The 20857-nt window shown below is 63.0% G+C and carries 17 protein-coding genes; 15 read left to right on the forward strand and 2 right to left on the reverse strand.

Translation table 11 applies throughout. The features are described from left to right. Positions 1-97 precede the first annotated feature (97 nt). Positions 98-1321 carry an MFS transporter gene (locus TRD_RS05390; protein ID WP_015922110.1) on the reverse strand — a complete coding sequence of 408 codons (1224 nt, stop codon included), beginning with the start codon at positions 1319-1321 and terminating at the stop codon, positions 98-100. 234 nt (positions 1322-1555) lie between these two features. Between TRD_RS05390 and TRD_RS13590 the strand changes: the two genes are divergently transcribed. The 9 genes from TRD_RS13590 (at position 1556) to TRD_RS05435 (ending at position 13068) form a co-directional block, all read left to right on the forward strand. Beyond that, entirely contained in the window at positions 1556-2131 is a 576-nt protein-coding gene (locus TRD_RS13590) for a TetR/AcrR family transcriptional regulator (protein WP_169302285.1), read from the forward strand. A gap of 484 nt (positions 2132-2615) precedes the next feature. Further along, positions 2616-3554: a phytoene/squalene synthase family protein gene (locus TRD_RS05400; RefSeq protein WP_015922112.1), complete on the forward strand. Its 939-nt coding sequence runs from the start codon at positions 2616-2618 to the stop codon at positions 3552-3554. Then, positions 3530-4357, forward strand: coding sequence for an alpha/beta hydrolase (locus tag TRD_RS13595; RefSeq protein WP_015922113.1), 828 nt, complete (start codon positions 3530-3532; stop codon positions 4355-4357). Before TRD_RS05400 ends, TRD_RS13595 begins: the two co-directional genes overlap by 25 nt. Next, positions 4354-5532 (forward strand): glycosyltransferase family 2 protein, encoded by a 1179-nt coding sequence (locus tag TRD_RS05410; RefSeq protein WP_015922114.1) that lies wholly within the window; start codon positions 4354-4356, stop codon positions 5530-5532. Before TRD_RS13595 ends, TRD_RS05410 begins: the two co-directional genes overlap by 4 nt. Next, positions 5498-7069: a carotenoid biosynthesis protein gene (locus TRD_RS13600; RefSeq protein WP_015922115.1), complete on the forward strand. Its 1572-nt coding sequence runs from the start codon at positions 5498-5500 to the stop codon at positions 7067-7069. Before TRD_RS05410 ends, TRD_RS13600 begins: the two co-directional genes overlap by 35 nt. After that, positions 7070-8611 (forward strand): phytoene desaturase family protein, encoded by a 1542-nt coding sequence (gene crtI, locus TRD_RS05420; protein ID WP_015922116.1) that lies wholly within the window; start codon positions 7070-7072, stop codon positions 8609-8611. It begins immediately after the preceding gene. Then, positions 8608-9591, forward strand: coding sequence for a 4-hydroxy-3-methylbut-2-enyl diphosphate reductase (gene ispH, locus TRD_RS05425; RefSeq protein ID WP_015922117.1), 984 nt, complete (start codon positions 8608-8610; stop codon positions 9589-9591). The genes crtI and ispH overlap by 4 nt, the downstream gene beginning before the upstream one ends. Positions 9592-9664: 73 nt before the next feature. Continuing rightward, positions 9665-12604, forward strand: coding sequence for an FAD-binding and (Fe-S)-binding domain-containing protein (locus tag TRD_RS05430; RefSeq protein WP_015922118.1), 2940 nt, complete (start codon positions 9665-9667; stop codon positions 12602-12604). Between the two features lie 38 nt (positions 12605-12642). Then, positions 12643-13068: a hypothetical protein gene (locus TRD_RS05435; protein WP_015922119.1), complete on the forward strand. Its 426-nt coding sequence runs from the start codon at positions 12643-12645 to the stop codon at positions 13066-13068. Here TRD_RS05435 and dnaA read toward each other — a convergent pair. Beyond that, positions 13062-14459: a chromosomal replication initiator protein DnaA gene (dnaA, locus tag TRD_RS05440; protein ID WP_015922120.1), complete on the reverse strand. Its 1398-nt coding sequence runs from the start codon at positions 14457-14459 to the stop codon at positions 13062-13064. The genes TRD_RS05435 and dnaA overlap by 7 nt on opposite strands. Positions 14460-14780: 321 nt before the next feature. On the opposite strand from dnaA, the gene TRD_RS13605 reads away from it, so the two are divergent. From TRD_RS13605 to TRD_RS05470, 6 genes are all read left to right on the forward strand, one after another. Continuing rightward, the gene (locus TRD_RS13605; RefSeq protein ID WP_015922122.1) at positions 14781-15245 is read left to right on the forward strand and encodes a MarR family winged helix-turn-helix transcriptional regulator; all 465 of its coding nucleotides are present in this window, start codon (positions 14781-14783) and stop codon (positions 15243-15245) included. Positions 15246-15247: 2 nt separating this feature from the next. Then, positions 15248-16870, forward strand: a complete 1623-nt coding sequence (locus TRD_RS05450; protein WP_143714723.1) for an MDR family MFS transporter — start codon at positions 15248-15250, stop codon at positions 16868-16870. 482 nt (positions 16871-17352) lie between these two features. Continuing rightward, positions 17353-17919, forward strand: a complete 567-nt coding sequence (locus TRD_RS05455; RefSeq protein WP_015922124.1) for an OsmC family protein — start codon at positions 17353-17355, stop codon at positions 17917-17919. Positions 17920-17976: 57 nt separating this feature from the next. Continuing rightward, the gene (locus TRD_RS05460; protein WP_015922125.1) at positions 17977-18876 is read left to right on the forward strand and encodes a sulfurtransferase; all 900 of its coding nucleotides are present in this window, start codon (positions 17977-17979) and stop codon (positions 18874-18876) included. A gap of 90 nt (positions 18877-18966) precedes the next feature. Then, on the forward strand, positions 18967-19401 hold the full coding sequence (locus tag TRD_RS05465) for an iron-sulfur cluster assembly scaffold protein (protein WP_015922126.1): 435 nt from the start codon (positions 18967-18969) through the stop codon (positions 19399-19401). A 44-nt stretch (positions 19402-19445) separates the two neighbouring features. Continuing rightward, a complete protein-coding gene (locus TRD_RS05470; RefSeq protein WP_015922127.1) occupies positions 19446-20843 on the forward strand; it encodes a selenium-binding protein SBP56-related protein in 1398 nt (465 codons plus the stop codon). Positions 20844-20857 lie beyond the last annotated feature (14 nt).

Consider the following 20857-nt stretch of genomic DNA (forward strand, 5'->3'; position numbering starts at 1 on the left):
CCGCGCATCGCTTGCCACCCGAGATAGTGGCTGCGCTCTCCGAGGGACTGGAAAGACTTCTCCGTGAACTCACTCAGGGGCTTCCCCAAACACACCGTCATAACGCGACTTCCTCGCGGGTGCGTCGCTCGAGGAACGGAACCACACAACCCAGTGCAGCCACCGCTGCACCAGCCACGAGCGGCCAGCCCGAGGCCCGCCCAACGAACTCGGTCAACCAGCCGCTCGCTAATGCACCCAGGACTACGCCGAGGGAATAGAGTGCGTAGAAGACGCCGAACGCCCGTCCGCGCATGCCCGGCGGTGATCGACGCGCGGCCTCCGCCGTCACCGTCGGGAAGAGCAGCCCGAAGCCGATGCCGAAGATCGCCGCACCGATCAGGGTTAGCTGCTCGAGAGAGGCCGGCGAAACCGACCGAACGGCACTGGCGACGAGCAAGCCGATACTGATGAGCGAGAGTCCCGCTGCACTCGCCTGAAGCCCAGCTCGGCGCAGGAAACGGCTCGGCAGCGGACTGATCATGACGAGCGCAGCCAAAATACCGTACGTGCTGAACGCAGCGCCACGAACGGAAGCAGGAATCCCGAGGAACTCGAGCCGTTCCGGCACGTGCGTGACGAAGATGCCGAGCGCGATAGCAAAGGCGAGTATCGTCGCGAACGGGCCGATCTCTTGCCGGATCAACCCACTCCATCCCCCGGTCGCGGAGGACTCCCGATCTCGTACTGGCCCACTCCGGGCGACACGCTTCCAGAAACCCAGAAAAACGATGCCAGCCCCTGTGAGCACGAGAGCATCGAGGAGGAAAACAGCAGCGTATCCGGCGCGCTCCTGCAGGATGCCAGCGATAGCAGGAGCGACGATCGCCGCGAGCGCGATCATCGCGCCATTAGTTCCCATCAGCCGCCCGCGTTGCTCAGGCGGGGCCAAATCTCCCACCAAGGCGAACGCCCCGGGAGCCAGAACAGCGACCACGACGCCATGAACGAGCCGAAGACCGAGCAGTTGTCCAGGTGTGCTCACCAGGGCATAGCAAGCGACCGTCAAAGCCGTGAGCAGGAGACTCGCCAAGAGCGGCCCGCTCCGCCCCAACCGATCGAGGAGCGCTCCAGCGACCAGGTTCGCTCCCAAATTCGCCATCGAGTAGGCGGCGACGATCAGCCCGACGAGTGCCGGGCCCGCGCCGAGCGTCGTTGCATACGGAGCAGCGATCGGATACTGGACGAAGAGATCGAAGAAAGCAGCGAAGACGAGCAGGCGAATCACCCAGAAAAGCGTGCGCTGCGAGGCGCGAGACCAACCGACGAGCCGCTCTCCCATACCCGCTCCTTCCCTTCGTTGATCATACGTGAACGGCACGGATTGAGCAGATCTCGAACGGCTGTTCAGCGCAAAATGATTCTGATTCGGCAAACTAGCGTCAATACTTTCGCACAGTTCACCACGGGTCAATCGCTCGACATGATCGGAACGGCCGGTTGACGTCGGGGACAATTTTTGCTATAGTGTGACTGGCCGTTCAGTAGAAGTCCTGACGATAGGGAGGGTACCGTGGTGAGCACGATCAGTGCTGCACGAGAACGAGTTCAGGCGGCTGCCGAGCGCTTGTTCGCCGAGCGTGGCTACAAGGCGGTGACACTGCGCGACATCGCGCAAGAACTCGGGATTCGGCAGGCGTCGCTCTACTATCACTTCCCCGGCGGGAAGGAAGAGTTGTACGTCACCGTGACCGAGCGCGGGCTGCAAGCCCATCGCGAGGGATTGGAGCAGGCGATCGCCGGAGCTGGTGCATCACTGGAAGCCGGGCTCCGCGCCGTGTTGCAGTGGCTGGCCAGCCACCCGCCGGTCGACCTGGCGCGCATGCTCCTGGCCGATTTCCCGGCCATTTCCGAAGAGCACCGCAAGCGGTTGACCGATCTCGCGCTCGATTGCCTCGTTCGCCCGATCGAGAATCTCCTCCAAGCCGCGCAACAGCGCGGTGAGGGGCGCCCAGTCGATACACGGTTCGCTGCCCTGGCGATCCTCTCGACCGCAGAAGCGATGCATGCCAATGCGCGCCTGAGCGGCAAGGAAGCGAGCGACCTGGTCGAGACAGCTTTGCCGGTACTTCTCCAGGGATTGTGTGCCTGAACGATCGTCGCTCGCACGGCGTCGAAGAGCGAGCCGGGGTACAGGGTCGGCCAAAGCCCCGGCTCGCACTCCTTCCCGACTCAGAGTCACCTCAGGCCAACTCATCCCATTTGGCAAGAGAGCTGCGGAACTGCGTGAATCCTTTCCGTCGTCGGACCGATCTCATCGGCAGTTGTTGGAAAAGGTCTGACGCCAGTGCCCTCGACTACCGACAGGCTGGTTTCGAATGCTTCGCGCATGAAAACAGAACTTCTACTCCTCTCCTGCGAAACCTGGAGGAGCACCGATACCCCCGCTTCGCACGCGGCGCGTCGCCTGCCCAGACGATCCGTCACCATCCACGTGGCGGTCCGCAACGACCCGAGATGTTCTCGAGACTGTGCTTTGACATCCAAGGACCGGAAGGCTATACTCCGAGTCGAAGGCGGATGCTGTCGATGATCTCTGGTGGTGCTTTTTTGTTCGATAGCGCGTGTCTTGAGCAATGATTAGTTCGATCTTCAGAGGATCGGATAGGCAAGGAGGCTCTACCGATTGGAACGCGATCCTCGCGCGCCACGGCCGGAGTTTCTGGCTGGCGAGTCGTTTTTTGCCGCGCGAGACGAGACACGACGTGACCACCATCTATGCGTTCTTCCGCTATCTGGATGATATCGCGGATACGGGGCGGTGGGATCCACGGCAGGCTGAGGCGCTGCTGTGCAGTTGGCAAGCTTGGCTCGTCAGTGACTTCGCCACTCCGGTACCGAACCCATCGCTCGCCCGCGCGGTCGCTCGCGTGTACGCGCGCTACGATCTTCCAACCCAGTACGCCCGTGACCTGATCGACGGACTGCTCGATGATCTCTTCCCCCGACGCATCCGATCGCTCCCTGAGCTCTATCACTACTGCTACCAGGTCGCCGGGGCAGTGGGGCTGACGCTCGCTCCTCTCCTCGGTGTCCACTGTCGACCTGGCCAATCGGCCGCCAATGCACTGGGTATCGCGATGCAACTCACCAATATCGCGCGAGACGTGGGGGAAGATCTCCGGCGAGGGCGTCTCTATCTGCCCATCGAAGATCTGACCCGCTTCGGCATCCAGCCTCACGAACTGGAGCGACTCGCCAGCGAGTTCCGTCCACCCGATCACCGGTTGCAGGCCGTGATTCGGTTACAGATCATGCGTGCTCGCCAGTTCTACCGGCAGGCGGTCCGAGGCTATCCGTGCCTGCCCCCTCGCGTTCGCCTCGCTATCATCGTGTCCGCCGAGGTGTATGGCGCGATCCTCCAGGTCATCGAGCGCAACCACTACGACACCATCCGTCTGCGGGCGGTTGCTGGCTACGATGACAAAGCAGTGGCTCTACTCCGAGCCTGGCAAATGCATCGTCGACTATCCCACGGAGTAAACTGCCCATGTCCGAGCTTTGGCATCGCTTGAGCGAGCCTTTCCGCTCGCCGGAACACCAACCGATCGAGTTGGCTGGTCGATCACCGGCATTCATCTTGATTCACGGGTTCATGGGCACACCGGCCGAGTGGCGACCACTCGCTGAGATTCTCCACCGGCACGGCTTTACTGTGTCGGCACCACTGCTACCCGGGTTCGGTGCTCGGATCCACGAACTGGCGTTCGTGACACTCGCTGATTGGGAAGATGCGCTCCTGCGCACCGCCAGCCGGACCGGTTCGAACGCGGTCATCGTCGGTTTCTCGCTCGGTGGTGCGCTGGCAACGCTGCTCGCGGCGCGCCTGCAACCAGCTGCGCTGGTTCTCTTCGCTCCATTCTCTCGATTGCCCCTGCCGTTCTGGTACCGTCGACTGATCCCGCTTTTCGAGAGATTCAGCGCCGGCCCGCGCCCTTTCGCCCGCGTCGATTTCGATGACCCGGCCGTTCGGCAAGCGCTTTCCGGATGGAATCCAGTGCTGGATCCCTCGGATCCACTCGTGCGCGACGAGTTACGGTCGTTCCGTTTCCCCTGGCGCTTGCTGCGCGAACTCGCGATGACCGCCGACCGCGCCCGTCAGGCTGCCCAACTCGTCGAGAACCCGGTCTCCATCGTTCAGGGCCGTAACGACACGACTGTCCCGCCACGCGATACCCGGAACTTCGCCCGCGCGTTCAAGAACCTGCGATTTTTCATCGAAGCACCGGGTGATCACCAGCTCGTCCGGCCCGAACACCCAGCCTTTCCGCTCCTATCGCGACTGCTCGTCACGCTGGGGGAAGGGATCAGCGGATGAGCGGACGCGCTTTCTCACGGCTGCTCGCACTGCTCGTGATCGCTGCGCACAGCATCGCGCTGGCGCGACTCGTCCGCTCCGCTCGCCAGCGTCTGCGCGACACCAGCCTTGCGACGAGTGAGGCTCGGCCACCCGACGAGCGCGTCGTCGCCATCGTGCCGGTACTGAACGAACAGAGTCGGTTGGCAGCCTGCTTGGAAGGGTTGATCGACCAGCCGTCACTCGTCTCCGCCATCGTGGTCGTCGACACCGGCTCGAGCGATCGAACAGCCCAGCTCGTCGCCGCCTACCAGATGCGCGATTCACGCGTCCGCTGGCTTTCAGCCGGTTCACCGCCAGTTGGATGGAACGGCAAGGTTTGGGGTCTCGTGCAGGCCTGCCAGGCGTTTCCAGCGAACTGGTACTTGATCATCGACGCCGACGTCCGGCCGGCCCCGACGCTCGCCGAGCGGATGCTCGCGCTCGCTGTGCAGCACGGCGTCACCTGTGGGAGCGTGGCCCTCCAGCAGCGACCGATGCCGGACATCGGCAGTTGGCTCCTCCATGCCGCTTTCCTGACCACCCTGGTGTACCGCTACGGCGTACCCGGCCGACTCTTTTCCGAGCCTGACGACGCATTGGTCAACGGGCAAGCCATGCTCCTGCACCATCGGGCCGTCGAAGCACTCGACGACCTCCGTTCTCTCGCCCATACCAACGCCGAAGACGTGGCAGCGGCGCGTCGACTCCTGCAGCTCGGCCATCGGGTCGCCTTCTGGGATGCGCTGGATGACTCCTACGTCACGATGTATCGGGACGGTCGAGCGATCTGGCACGCGTGGCCGCGCTCGCTCCCCGCGAACGAGGAGCGCGCCCCGTGGCGGAACCTCCTGGATGCGGCACTCCTCGCCGGTACGCAAGGCGCCTGGCTGCCACTGCTCCTGGCGAGCCGAGTCGAGCCATGTCTGCGGCCGGCCGCCGTTCTCGCATTCGGTGTCCGGCTCGGGATGGCGTGGGGAATCCGACGTGCTTACCCGCGGCGGCCGATCTGGTACTGGCTTTCACCGTTGGCTGATCCGCTCGTTGTCGTGCGCCTCCTGATGAGCAGCTGGGACCGCCGGCCGACGTGGCGTGGACGACCGATCGGAAAGGACGTGCAGCATGCGCGCGAGTCGCTTGGCGTGGGCTCTCTATAGCGGCTATGTCGTCGCGCTCCTCTTCGGCGTGGGAGGGATCGCGATCGCCCTCCAGCGCCCGGACCTCTGGGCGCACCTCGAACTCGGCCGTTCCGTTTATAGCTTCGGCATGAAGTGGGGCGGCGTCGCCTACATCGTGCTCGGCGCTGCCGCGCTTTTCGTTTATGCCTGGAGTACGATCGGCCCACGTCGAACGCTCACCTTCTTTCTGCTCAGTGTCACCATCTCGTTGAGCGCCGAACTCATCGGCACCAGCACTGGCTGGCCCTTCGGCAACTACAGCTATACGAGTGGACTCGGCTACAAGATCTTGGATCGCGTGCCGTTCACCATTCCGCTTTCGTGGTTCACAGTTGGGCTCGCGTCCTATCTTTTAGCGCTTCGGCTGCGCCGATACTTGCCCCGTCGCGGGTCATCCTGGCCTCCAGTGCTCACTGGCGTTTGGCTTCTAGTCGTTTGGGACCTCGTGCTCGATCCGGCGATGGCGCACGAGGCGATGCAGGCACGCTTTTGGGTGTGGCATCAAACCGGTTCCTACTTCGGGATGCCGTTCATCAACTTCGCCGGTTGGGCTCTCACCGGAATGGCGTTCACAGCCGCGAGCCGCTGGGCCTGGCGCGCCGAACCCGTACTCCGCTCAGCGAGTTTCCCTTATGCCATCTACGCCGCCAACATCCTATTTGCGAGCGCCTTGTGCGCAACGGTCGGACTGTGGGGACCTATCGCGCTGGCATTCGTTGCCGGCCTGCTCCCCGCGACGTTGGCACTCGTCACCAATGACTCGACACGTGTTGGCACACGCCGTGCGGATCAGCAGGAGCCCGAACCCGTGGTCGAACGCATCTCCTGGCTCGTGCTCCGCACCCTTGCCCGCCTCACGCTCCGTCGGCCGATCGTCTTCCGCACCGCCCAGCCGTTACCGACCGGGCCGACAATCTTGGCTGCCCAGCACGTCCACCATCTCGACGATGGTCGCGCTCTCCTGGCGATCATCGATCGTCCGGTGCGCTTCCTGGTCGCGCTCGATTGGGTACCCGATCGACGCTGGCGTCGCGTCATGGAACTGCTCTGCCGGACTGCTGGTTGGCCGACGATCGTCCGGCCGCGCGAAATCGACCGACCGGGGCAGGTCTACTCACCACGCGAGGCGCACCGACTCCTCGTCGGCGGCCTGCGTGAAGCGGTTCGACGAGTCGCAGCCGGTCAACTGCTCGTCGTCTTCCCGGAGGGCTACCCACTGGTCGACCCGCATCTCCCCGCACGGCGCAGCGAGAACGATCGTCTCGCTCCAGGAGCAGTGTGGATCGCTCGCGCAGCGGCTGCTCGGGCGAGCAGCCCCGTTTCCGTCTTCCCTGTCCAGTTGGAGACCACCGGCTCCCCGATCGTCGTCACGATCGGAGAGCCGATGGTAGTCACGAGCCAAACCGACGTTGCGTGGGCGACGCGCCAACTCGAGGTCATCTTGCGAGCCTCCCAGCCGGTTGCGCTACCCTCTGACGACCGTTTGGCCACCCAACTTGCTGGAGAGGAGCGCTGAATGACGCGCATCGTCGTCATTGGAGCAGGATTCGGTGGGCTCGCTGCGGCAGTCCGTTTGTTGGCCGCTGGATACCAGGTGACCGTCGTCGAGGCACTGGAACGTCCCGGCGGCCGCGCTGGCTACCTGGAACTGGGCCCCTATCGCTTCGATACGGGACCGACGCTGATCACGCTTCCCTCCCTCCTCGACGAACTCTGTCGGCTCGCTGAAACCAGCCTCGAGAACGAACTGGAGCTCGTCCGGCTCCGACCGGCGTACCGGATCATGTTCAGCGACGGGACCTGGTTCGATTACTGGGGGGAACCCGAGCTCGATGAAGCGGAGATCGCCCGGTACGATCGCGCTGCCGTTCCGGCCTTCCGCTCGTACATGACCGCGACGCGCCGGATCTACGAGCGCGCGTTCGGCGACCTCGCTCGTGAACCCTTCGACTCGCTGACGTCGTTTCTGCGGGTGGTTCCCGAACTCCTCGCCTTGCGGGCACACGAGAGTGTTTACCGGTTCGCCGGTCGATTCTTCCGCGAACCCCATCTCCGTATGGTCTTCTCCTTCCATCCGCTGTTCATCGGCGGTAACCCCTTGCGGGCGAGCGCGATCTACAGCATCGTCCCCTACCTGGAACGGTTGGAAGGGGTCCACTTCGCACGGGGTGGCATGCGCGCTGTCGTCCTGCTTTTGGCGCGCCTCGTCGAGCGACTGGGCGGAGAGATCCGCTACGGGTCACCGGTGACGCGGATCCTCACCGACCACCGCGGAGCCGTGGCCGGGGTCGCACTCGCCAATGGGGACCTGCTCCCGGCAAAAGCCGTCGTCGCCAATAGCGATGTGGCCACCACCGTGCTGGATCTCTTGCCGCCCGCGAGTCGTCCGCAGCTTCTCCGCCTCCTGCTGGCCCGAGCGCGCTACTCGATGAGCTGTTACCTCCTCTATCTCGGAGTCGCTCGGCGCTACGAGCAACTCAGGCACCACACCATCATCATGCCGCTCGATTACGAGCAGCAACTGCGAGAGCTGTTCGATGGCAACGGCACACTCTCCGAACTTGCCTTCTACCTGCACGCTCCCGCACACACCGATGCGACCTTCGCCCCGCCCCAGCACGAGAGTCTCTACATTCTCGTTCCGGTCCCGCATCTCGGGAAGACTGGTGAGTGGTCCGCCGAGCAGCGACGAGCTTTCCGCGACCGCGTCCTGACGACTCTGGAAGCGCTCCACGGTCTCGATGGCTTGCGCGAGGCGATCACCGCCCAGGCCGAATGGACGCCGATGGAATTTCGCGACGTTCTCCGCAGTCGTCACGGTGCGGCCTTCTCGCTCGAACCGACGCTGCTGCAGTCCGCGTACTTCCGACCCCACAATCGCTCCGGCATCCCGGGCCTTTACTTCGTCGGTGCTGGCACGCATCCCGGCGCAGGCCTACCCGGCGTTCTGCTCTCTGCTGCTGTCACGAGTCGCGTCCTCGGTGAGGACATACCGCCGGAGAGAGATCGCCTCGTGCTGACAGCGGAACGAATCGCGCGAGAGAGGGGGACACGATGAGCAGCCGAGGTACACCGTCGAACGCGACTGTCGGCGAGAAGGAGATCGTGGTCGCGGAGGTGCTCGGGTTCTGCTGGGGCGTTCGCCGCGCCCTCGAAATCGTGCGGAACGCCGCTCGCGAGCGGCCTGTCGCTGCGCTCGGCGACATCATCCACAACCCGATCGTCGTCGAGCAATTGACGCGCGAGGGCGTCTTGCCGGTGACTGACCCGGTCGAAGCCAAACGACACGGGCTCGATCGTGTGGCGATCACCGCGCATGGTGCCCCACCGACTCGCTATCAGGAAGCATCGGTGTACGATCTCGAAGTAATAGACACCACATGTCCGCTGGTCACGAAAGTACAACGATTGGCTCAGAAGCTTGCGCTCCAGGGTTACTTTCTCGTCGTGTACGGGGACGCACAACACCCCGAAGTGCGTGGCGTCCTGGGCTGGGCAGGGACCGAGCGCGCCTGCGCCGCGAAGAGCTTTGACGACCTGCCCTGGGATGGTCCACGGGGTACTGGGGCGATGCAACCTCCACCAAGGAAGGTAGCCCTCATCGCGCAGACGACCAAACGAACCGACGAGTTCACGGCGTTCGCGCAAGCACTCGCTGCCTGGGTGCTGCCACATGGTGGAGAATTGCGCGTCGTCAACACCATCTGTCAGCCCACCTGGGAACGACAGGAAGCGCTCGCTCGCTTGGCACGCACGGTCGACCTCGTGCTGGTGATCGGTGGACGCAAGAGCTCCAATTCTGCTCGTCTCGTCGAGGTGAGCCGGTCATTGGGCACCCCGAGTGTGCTCGTCGAGCGGCCCGACCAGCTCGATCCCGCGCTCTTCGCTCCGGTCCGTCGCGTCGGTATCACGGCTGGAGCCTCCACACCCGATGAGGTGATCCTGGCCGTCATCGAGGAACTCGTCCGCCTCGGCTTTGCACCGCCTCAACGACTCTGGCGAGACGACGATCCGGATGTCGAAGAGTTCGCCGACTGACCCACACCACCCTCCGATGCTAGACTGCACCGTGCATGGTCGGTGAGCTGGGAACCCCAGAAGGGACAGCACGGTGAAGACAGTATCGACCAACGCGATGGCGGGGATCGATCGGGAAACACGAGAGGCTGTCGCAGCACTCGAGCAGGCTCTCCGCTGGCGCATCGAGGGTGAAGTTCGCTTCGACCTGTACTCTCGCATGCTCTACAGCACCGATGCCTCGAACTACCAGATCGAACCGCTCGGCGTCGTCATCCCCCGGACCTACGACGATGTGCGCACGACCCTCGAACTGGCCCGCGAGCATCGCGTTCCCGTCCTCCCACGCGGTGGTGGTAGCAGCCTGGCTGGCCAGGCGGTCGGGAGAGCAGTCATCATCGACTTTTCGAAATATCTGAACGAGTTACTCGAGATCGACCCGTCCGCCCGCCTCGTCCGCGTTCAACCGGGCATGGTGCTGGCTCAGCTGAATGCACGCCTTCGTCGGTACGGTCTGATGTTCGGCCCCGATCCCGCTAGTGCCGATCGCGCGACGATCGGTGGGGTCATCGGGAACAACGCATCAGGATCCCACTCGATCCTCTACGGCATGACGGCCGATCACCTCGTGGAGGCTCACACGCTTCTTTCCGACGGGAGCGAGTTGACGTTCCGTCCCCTCCCCTGGGAAGAAGTGGAGCGACGCGCAGCGAGCGAGTCGCGCGAAGGCCAGCTGTACCGTGAGCTTTTGCGACTGCGCGCGGAATATGGGGAAGCGATCGCCCGCGATTATCCCAAGCACTGGCGACGAGCGAGCGGCTACGGGTTGCCCGTTTTACTGGAGCCACAGCTCAACGTTGCCCGGCTCCTGGCGAGTTCGGAAGGAACCCTGGCCGTCGGGCTGGAATACACGCTTGCCCTGGTTCCCGTGCCTCGGCACACTGGCCTGGTACTCCTACAATTCGATGACCTCGTCGCCGCGATGGAGGCAGTCCCCTCCTTGCTGGAGACCAGTCCAGCAGCGGTCGAGCTCATGGATGGCATGTTGATCCGGCTCACCCGAGAACAACCGGGTTACGCACCCCGCATCGCTTTCCTGCGTGGCAATCCCGAAGCACTCTTGATGATCGAGTACTTCGCGGACAGCGAGTCCGAACTCCGAGCGAAAATCGATCGGCTGCTCGCCCTGACCAGTGAAAAACGGTTGGGACGCGATCCACTCGCCATCCTCGACCGCCAGCAGCAGGCTGATGTCTGGGCCGTCCGCAAGGCTGGACTGGGTCTGCTCTACAGTATCCGGAGCGATTTCAAGCCGATCGCCTGCATCGAGGATGTGTCCGTGCCAGTCGAGCATCTTGCTGACTACGTCCGCGAGGTCCTTCGTCTCGTGGCCGAGCATGGCACGACCGCCGCCTTCTATGCCCATGCCAGTGCCGGCTGTCTCCATGTGCGGCCATTGGTCAACCTCAAGACCGCCGAAGGCGTGCGCATCATGCGAGCCCTGACCGAAGGGTCGCTCGAATTAGCGAAGCGATTCGGTGGCGTGCTGAGTGGAGAGCACGGTGACGGCCTCGCCCGGGGTGAATTGAACCCGCTTCTGTTCGGCCCCACTCTCTACCAGTGCATGCGGGAACTCAAAGCAGCCTTCGACCCGCTGTGGCTGCTGAATCCCGGCAAGATCGTCGATTGCCCGCCGCTCGATCAGAATCTTCGCTATGGCCCCGATTACCGACCATTGGAACCCAAGACCTTCTTCCGCTTTGCGCACGACGGCGGTTTTCTCCGTGCGATCGAGATGTGCAATGGTGCTGGAGTCTGCCGCAAGCTCAGTACCGGCACCATGTGTCCCTCGTACATGGCGACGCGCGACGAGCGAGATACGACCCGAGCACGAGCGAACGTCTTGCGGAACGCGCTGGCCGGGCGCATCTTGACCCCCCGTCACTTCACCGATCCCCGCACCTATGAAGTGCTCGATCTCTGTCTCTCCTGCAAGGCCTGCAAAACGGAATGTCCCTCCAGCGTCGACATGGCTCGCATCAAATCGGAGTTTCTGGCCCAATACTATGCAGCCCACGGCACGCCCCTGCGTGCCCGCGCGTTCGGACACATTCATCTCCTCAACCGCATCGGTTCTCGCACGGCTCCCGTGAGTAACTTGCTCGCCCGCAGCCCTCTCGGCGTGGTGGGCAAGCGCCTGCTGGGCATACACCCGGAGCGAGACCTGCCCACCTTCGCACGCGTTCCCTTCGATCGCTGGTTCCGGGAACAGCACGTCCCGCAGACCGATGGCCTGCGCGGCCCAGTCGTGTACTTCCACGATACCTTTGCCACTTATAACTACCCGGAGATCGGTCGGGCAACGGTCGCGCTCCTCGAAGCAGCCGGCTATCAAGTGCTCGTCCTGGAACGGCGCCGTTGCTGCGGTCGACCGATGATCTCCAAGGGTCTCTTGCGCGACGCTCAGCAGCTCGCGCGTGAGAACGTGGCACTCTTGGCACCCTTCGCCCGTGCAGGCATTCCGATCGTCGGTACCGAGCCGAGCTGCATCTTGACCTTCCGCGACGAGTATCCTGACCTCCTACCGGACAGCCCGGACGTGACAGCCGTTGCCGAACGCAGCTTCCTCATCGACGAATTCCTCGCTCGGGCGGTGGAACACGAAGGTTTGCAGATTCCCTGGCGATCCGATCCCGGTCCACGCGTTCTCTTCCACGGCCATTGCCATCAAAAGGCGCTCGTCGGTATCAAACACACGATGACCCTGTTACGCGCTGCCGGTTGCCAGGTCGAGGAAAGCGGCGCTGGCTGCTGCGGGATGGCCGGGTCGTTCGGCTACGAGGCCGAACACTACGAGATCTCGCGCAAGGTCGGAGCGGATCGTCTGTTCCCCAAAGTCCTCGAGCAGCCGGACGATGCGGTGATCGCAGTCATGGGCGTCTCCTGCCGGGAGCAGATCGCCCACTTCACGGGACGCCGACCGTTCCACGTGACCGAAGTCCTGGCCCAGCGGCTCGACCGCAAGCATCATTGAGACTAGCCTCGACACACAGGCGAGACCGGGAGACGAGGATGACTCCACCGCAGCACGCACCGATACGCTGGTCAGCCTTCGTCGAGGCGTTCTTGAGCGCCTTGGCTCGCTCGCGTAGCAAGCCAGCTCAGCAGCTCGATCCGGCGCTGGTCGAGGAGCTCCGGATCGCGCTCGCCGCTCGACGCGAACTGGGCCCGGAGTACGATCGGGAACTCGCCGAAGCGTTTCTCCAGGAAGTGAGCCGGGTACTCGAAGAGCGTGTGGAGCAACTCTGGCGCCAGCACGAGCGGCGACGACGGTGGACCGTGCTCGGCCGCAGTCTCTTGCTCACCGTGGTGCTGTTGACCTCGATTCCTCTCACGTTCGTCGCTGGTGCGACGACCGGAGTCACCGGGATCATCGTGGTCTGGGTCGGCCTGATCGTACTCACCGCACTCGCGCTGCTCCTGCTGCGGAGTCAATGACGGCTCGCCAGTGGTGCCTTCGCGTCCTCGTAGAGTCGCGCCCGAACGGCGAGCACGTCCGCTCGCAGTTGCTCATCGCTCCGCAGCTGTTCCTCCACCTTGTCCACGCCGTGGAGAACGGTCGTGTGGTCTCGCCCTCCGAGCCGCTGGCCGATCTCCACCAGGGAAAGTCCCAGCTCTTCGCGCAAGAGATACATCGCGATCTGGCGCGGCAGTACGATCTCGCGACGTCGGCCAGGGCCAACGAGTTCCGCCAAGGAAACCCGGAAGTGCTGGCAGACGGCGTGCAACACGAGTTCTGGCGTCAGCTGCTCGCGCACTGCTCGTGCGTCCCCTTCCCGGAGTGCCTCGACAGCGAGCGCGAGGGTGATCGGCTGGTGCGTCAGTTGGGCCAGCGCAACGATCCGATTGAGCGCCCCTTCCAACTCCCGGATATTGCTCTCGATCCGCCGAGCCACGAACTCCACGACGTCCGACGGCATCTGAACCCCAAGCTCGCGCCCCTTCTCGATCAGGATCGCTTGGCGTGTCTCGAGATCAGGTGGCTGGATGTCCGCGAGAAGCCCGCCCTCGAAGCGGGACCGCAAGCGATCCGCTAGATCCGGAATCAGGCGCGGCGGTCGATCACTGGAAATGACGATCTGCTTCCCCGACTGGTAGAGTGCATTGAACGTATGGAAGAACTCTTCTTGCGTGCTTTCTTTTCCGGCGATGAACTGAATGTCATCGATCATCAAAATGTCGATAGTTCGGTATCGATTACGGAAGTCGTCGGTCCGCTGATGACGAATGGCATTGATCAGCTCGTTCGTAAACACTTCCGACGAGACGTAGCACACCTTCAGGGTGGGTCGGTTCGCCAGCGCGCGGTGACCGATGGCATGCAAAAGATGAGTCTTCCCGAGACCGACGCCCCCGTAGATGAACAACGGGTTGAATTTCTCACCGGGCCGATCAGCGACTGCCAGGGCCGCGGCATGAGCCAGGCGATTGTTCGGCCCGACCACGAACTTCTCGAAGGTGTAACGGGGATTCAGGCCATGCTCCGGGGAAGGTGTCAGCGAGAGTTGCTTGGAGGCTGATCCTTCCTCACTGGCGAGTGCCCGTCGCTGCGGGCGACGCTGCACCGGGTGTTCCTCGTCGTCCTGGCCGTGAACCGTGAAGTGCACTGCGATCGGGCGCCCCAAGAGGAGCGACAAGGTTTCCTGAATATCCGCAGCGAACTTATTGCGTAACTGCTCAGCAGCGAAGCTGGAGGGTGCGGCGATGGTGGCTCGTTCCCCCTCGAGCGCGACCAGTTCCGTATGCTTGAGCCACGTCTCGAAGTTAGCCCGCGAAACCCGCTTGGCCAGATCCCCGAGAGCGACCTGCCAAAGCTGTTTCGTCCGCATCGCCGCCCCCCTGACCCATGTGTACGTACACCTTGGCTGCATCCTAGCATGCTGTATCCCGTCTGGCAACCCGCGCCGGGATGTCGCAACTGACACGCTGATCACGTCGAGCCGGGCGCATGCCCGGCTCGAACGCGGGAAGGGGAGGGGTGGAGCGATATGTGCACGATCCGGTCTTCTGCAGTCGTTCATTTTTATTATACGTCAAGCTGCAGTCGCCGGATCGCTCGTTGATTTCGATCGACATCTTCGAATGATTGGAAAACTTCGAAACGAACGCGTACACTAGCCGGTGGCGTGTCGCGCACCGGAGGTGAAAGCTTGGAGCAGCGTGACGAAATCATCGAAGCGATCATTCGCGAGATGCGCGAGATCGTCGCCTACGTGCACCGGCGCAGCCCGCCGCCGTTGTTGGCCTGGGACCTCTCGATGGCCCAACTGAAGGTGCTCTTCGCGCTCGCCTGCCGTGGCCCCCTCACGGTTAGCGAGGTCGCTGAGCGACTCCGCATCAGTCCACCGACGGCGAGCCACTTGATCGAGCGGTTGACTCAGCTGGGATTGGTGACGAGGCGCGAAGACGAGCGCGATCGTCGGCGCACGCTCGTCGGATTGACAGCCGACGGCCGAGTAGTGCTCGATCAGCTGCGCCAGGGCAGCGAGCACACCTGGCGAGACCTCTTGAGCGACCTGGCAAGCGAGGACCTGCAGGCATTGCTGCGTGGGCTCCGTGCGCTCGCCAGAGCCGCCCGTCGAGCGAGTGACGAGACGAGGGAACGGGTGAGGTGAGTATGGAAACACAAACTGTTCGCGAGACAACCGCGATGGAACGGGCGCAGACCGAACGAAGTCGCCTCGCTTTGATCCTTCCAGGCCTTCTGCTCGGTATGTTGCTCGCCGCACTCGATCAGACGATCGTCGGAACGGCGATGCCGCGTGTCATTGCCGAACTCCAAGGGCTCGAACACTACGCGTGGGTCTTCACCGCCTATATGCTCACATCGACCGTCACGGTGCCACTCTACGGGAAGCTGTCGGATCTGTATGGTCGGCGAACCTTTTTCCTCTTCGGCATGATCGTCTTTCTGATCGGTTCAGCACTTTCGGGAATGGCGCAGAGCATGACCCAGTTGATCTTCTTCCGCGCTCTCCAAGGCATCGGGGGCGGTGCACTCTTCCCGATCGCCATCGCGATCGTCGGCGACCTCTTCCCACCGGCCGAGCGCGGTAAGTGGCAAGGACTGTTCGCCGCGGTTTTCGGTTTCAGCGCCATCATCGGGCCGAGCCTGGGAGGCTGGATCACTGATAACTGGGGATGGCGATGGGTGTTCTACGTCAACATGCCGGTCGGCGCTCTCGCTCTGCTCACGACCGGCCTGACGATGCCGAAGTTGGCCAGCGGGCGACAACATCGCATCGATTATCTCGGTGCCGCTCTGCTCGTTAGTGGCGTGACCCCGTTGCTCCTCGCTTTCTCCTGGGCAGGAACGGAATATCCGTGGAGTTCGCCACCCATCATCGGTCTTTTCGGGGCGAGCGCGCTCTTTCTCGTCCTGTTCGTCGCCGCAGAACTGCGAGCACCGGAGCCGATTCTGGATCTACGGCTGTTCGGCAATCGGATCTTCACCCCCACTTTGCTGGCTGCCTTCCTCATCGCCATCGGGATGTTCGGGACGATCCTGTACCTCCCGCTGTTCGTGCAAGCGGTGCTCGGCCGCACGGCGACCAATTCCGGCGCAGTTTTGACCCCGATGATGCTCGGGTTCGTCTTTTCCAGCATCGTCGGTGGCCAGATCCTCTCGCGCACTGGACGATACAAAATCCTCGCCATCGGCACCGTTGCCGTCGCGGTCATCGGTATGTTTTTGCTCTCCCGGATGGACGTCACGACGACCAGTACGACCGTCGTCCGCAACATGATCATTCTCGGGCTCGGTATCGGAACGACGATGAGCCTTTTCACGATCATCGTCCAAAACGCTTTCCCCGCTCAGCGACTGGGGGAGGTCACGTCGGCGCTCACCTTCTTTCGCTCGATCGGCGGTACCGTGGGCGCCGCGATTCTGGGAACAGTGATGACGAACCGATTCCAGCACGAGCTCACGACCCGCATTCCCGATACGATCCGCGCGAGTATCCCTGCCCAACAACTCGACGCGATCAAGAATCCGCAGGTCTTCATGAGCCCAGAAGCGATGCAGCAGATGCAGCAGCAAGCTGCCGCGTTCGGCCCACGTGGCCAGGAAATGCTCCAACTCCTGCTTACTGCTGTTCGCCAATCCCTGGCCAGCGCGATCGATACCGTGTTTTTCGTGGGAATGCTGATCTTGATCGGCGCGTTCCTCCTTACCTTCTTCATCCCGGAAATACCTCTCCGCCGCCGCTCGCCGGGCGGAGCACCGTTGGCTCACTGATGAGTCGAAAGAGTCGTTCCGGCCAGTCGCTCTGCAATGACGGCTGGCCGGAACGTCCCCAGCGGGCGAAAGAGGAGCGAGCCGAGGCCTGGCTATCGCCGCCCCGAGGCCCCGCACGCTCGAACGACGCACGATTTCCGCCATGATACGAGCCGGAGCGAGCGAAGCGAGAGTTCCCTGCTTGACGAGCAGCTGCTTCAGCGGTAGACTTTGCCCTCGCAAAGGAGTCGGTGGTACCGATGCTGTTGCCGAACCGGTGCGACCGCGATCACGACCGCCTGCACTATTGCCTCGTTCCCCCCTGCCCGACGATGATCGGGGTCTATTCCTTCTGGCCTCGTATCTGCGACTGTAGTCTCCGCTAGAGGTTTTCCCGATCTCTCATCTCTCATCGAGTGAACGAAGAACGCGCGGGAGCTTTCCGCTGCCGCACACGGCAGCGGGAGTCCAAAGCGATGGTTCGACCTGTGCGGAGGAGAGACATGGCCATTCGCACCAACGGTATGCTCGTCAAGGAAGCTGTTTCCAATCTCGCAGCGGCGATTCGCGCCAATCCTCGGCTCGCGACCGGCACGACAACCGTGCGGGTCCACTGGCAAGGCGGAACGCAAGCGATCGGCCGCGTGCGCCAATTCGAACCCATCGTCATCGACGAACCGCCAGCCTTCGGTGGTACGGACCGCGGACCGAATCCTGCAGAACTGCTGCTGGTCGCGCTCGGTGCCTGCCAGGAACTGACACTCGCTGTCCTAGCTGAGCAGCTCGGACTCCAGATCGAGTCGATCGAAGTCGAGGTCCAGGGTGAACTCGACCTGCGCGGGTTCCTGGGTATCGATCGCGCGGTCCGACCAGGCTTCCAGCGTATCGAGATGACCGTCCACATCACGAGCCCGGAACCGGAAGAGCGGCTCCGCGACCTTCTCGACCTCGCTGACCAGCTCTGTCCGGTATCCGACATGCTCCGCCAACCGGTTCCGACCGAGACGATTCTCGAGGTGTCCCACCCGATGGGTACCGGTGTCGACCCTGTCTTGACCACACGCCGATGACGCGATAGAGTATGGATGTCAGCTCAGTTGTCGTGAGGTGAAAGGGGAGGTCTCAGGATGGCGACGCTGGAGATCGATCCGCGTGTTGCTGCCCGCGGGTACGCCCATCCCGAATCGCTCGTGACGACCGAGTGGGTCGCCGAGCACCTCAACGACCCGAATGTGCGCATCGTGGAAAGCGACGAAGACGTCCTGCTCTACGAACTCGGCCACATTCCGGGTGCCGTGAAGGTCGACTGGCATACCGATCTGCAAGACCCTGTTGTCCGCGATTTCATCGGCCCTGAGCAGTTCGCCGAGCTGTGCTCTCGACTGGGCATCACCCCGGAAACGCGCGTCGTGTTCTACGGTGACAAGAACAACTGGTGGGCTGCGTATGCCTTCTGGTTCTTCCGTTATATGGGCCACGGTCCATTGTCCATCATGGACGGTGGCCGCAAGAAGTGGGAGGCCGAAGGCCGACCGATGACGCGCGAGGTTCCCAGCTATCCTCGCACCAACTATCCGGTGCCCAAGCCGAATCCCGAACTCCGCGCCTTCCGCGACGAGGTGCTCGCCTTCATCGGTTATCGGGACCGCCAGAAGGTCGGCGAGCCGCGTGGTGCCCTGGTCGACGTGCGCAGTCCCGGCGAGTACCGCGGCGAACTCCTCCACATGCCGGACTACCCCCAGGAAGGAGCGCTCCGCGGTGGCCACATCCCGGGTGCCGCCAATATCCCGTGGGCACAGGCCGTCAACGAGGATGGCACGTTCAAGTCGCCGGAAGAACTGCGCAAGCTCTACGAGAGCCAGGGCGTGACACCGGACAAGGAAGTGATCGTCTACTGCCGGATCGGCGAACGATCCTCGCACACCTGGTTCGTGCTCCACGAACTGCTCGGCTATCCGAAAGTCCGTAACTACGACGGTTCGTGGACCGAGTGGGGGAACGTCGTAGGAGTTCCGATCGAGCGGTAAGCGACAGGGTCGGGTGGTGCCGCACGCTGTCGCGCTGTCGCTCGAATCGGCTCCGGTTGGACCGGTGCACAGGATCACCGGGGGTGGGGGATGAGTCAGAGCACCTTCGAGCTTCTCCGCGACCACGTCCGCAACCCGCGTCATCACGGTCCCTTGGAGGACGCCACCATCGTTCTCGAAGGTGGGAATCCAGAGTGCGGTGACGTGGTGACGGTCTACTTGAAGATCGCCCCTGATGGCGAAACAATCGAGGATGTGCATTTCACCGGACAAGGTTGCGGTGTCAGTCAGGCCGCCGCGTCGCTTCTCATGGAGCGATTGCACCAAGGACATTGGACGATCGGTCGCATCGCAGCAGTCGACTTCAGTTTGGTGCAGGACCTCGTCGGTCCGGAAGCTGCTCGCTCCCGCCCCCGCTGTGCCTCGCTCGCCTTGAGCGTCCTCAAGGCGGCGATCCAGAAGTACGAGCGCGAACGCCGGCAGGCCCTGCTCGACACCACCCGCGGCGATGAGTCTTCACCATGAGCGTGCTGAGGGAATGAGGCGAGTGCGACACGGGAGGTGATCCGATGGCTACCTGGCGACCGGATCCGACCTTTTACCCTTCACCGCGCCTGGCGATGAAGGCACCACCGGAGAAACTTGCCTACGTCGTTCGGCTCAACCCGAACGGCAGCGGCAACGGTCAGCGCGATGCCATGTGCGTTGTGGATGTCGATCCGCAGTCGAGCACGTACGGCAAGATCGTCGGCGTCACCGAGATGCCGTACGAGGGGGGTGAGCTCCACCACTTCGGATGGAACGCCTGCAGCTCGATGCTCTGCCCGAACGCGCCGCACCCCCACGTGGAGCGACGCTACCTCGTCGTCCCTGATATCCGCAGCTCACACATCACGATCCTCGACACGAAGGAGGATCCCACGCAGCCACGGGTGGTCAAAGTCATCGATCCAGAAGAGTTGTACGAGCGCGCCTACTACGCGCGGCCACACACAGTGCACTGCGGTCCGGACGGCATCTACATCTCAGCACTGGGCACCCCAGAAGGCGAAGGCCCCGGAGGGATCTTCGTACTGGACCACGACACCTTCGAGGTACTCGGACGGTGGGAGATCGATCGCGGTGATCAGTATCTGCACTATGACTTCTGGTGGCATCTGGGCTACGACACCATGATCACCAGCGAATGGGGTACACCGCGCATGGTCGAGCACGGCGTTCTCGGAGAGGAACTCCTCGCTGGCAAGTACGGCCACCGAATCCACCTCTGGGACCTCCATCGGCGACGCCGGCTCCAAGCGCTCGATTTGGGCAGCGAGCACCAGATGGTTCTCGAGCTTCGCCCGGCCCATGACCCCACCAAGGCGTATGGTTTCGTCAACGCAGTCGTGAGCCTGAAGGATCTCTCCTCGAGTATCTGGCTCTGGTATCGCCACAACGGCGAATGGAAGATCCAGAAGGTGATCGAGATTCCAGCAGAACCAGCCGAAGAGGACCAGCTGCCGGATATTCTCAAACCGTTCAAGGCGGTACCGCCACTGGTCACCGATATCGACCTCAGTGTCGACGATCGCTTCCTCTACGTCTCCTGCTGGGGAACCGGCGAACTCCGCCAGTACGATGTCTCGGACCCGTTCGCTCCCAAACTCACCGGAGTGCTTCAGATCGGCGGAATCGTCCGGCGCGCTGGGCATCCCGCCGTCTCCGGTCCGCTCAACGGCGGCCCACAGATGGTCGAGGTCAGCCGCGACGGTCGTCGCGTCTACTTCACGAACTCTCTCTATCTGCCGTGGGATGCCCAATTCTATCCGGACGGTATCCGCGGCTGGATGGTCAAGGTCGATGTAAACCCAGAGGGCGGCATGCAGTTCGACCCCAACTTCTTCGTGGACTTCGGGGATCAGCGAGCACACCAGATCCGCCTCCAGGGTGGCGACGCATCGAGCGACTCCTATTGCTACCCGTGAGGCGATGACGCGAC

The sequence above is a fragment of the Thermomicrobium roseum DSM 5159 genome (assembly GCF_000021685.1).
GTDB classification, from domain to species: Bacteria; Chloroflexota; Chloroflexia; order Thermomicrobiales; family Thermomicrobiaceae; genus Thermomicrobium; species Thermomicrobium roseum.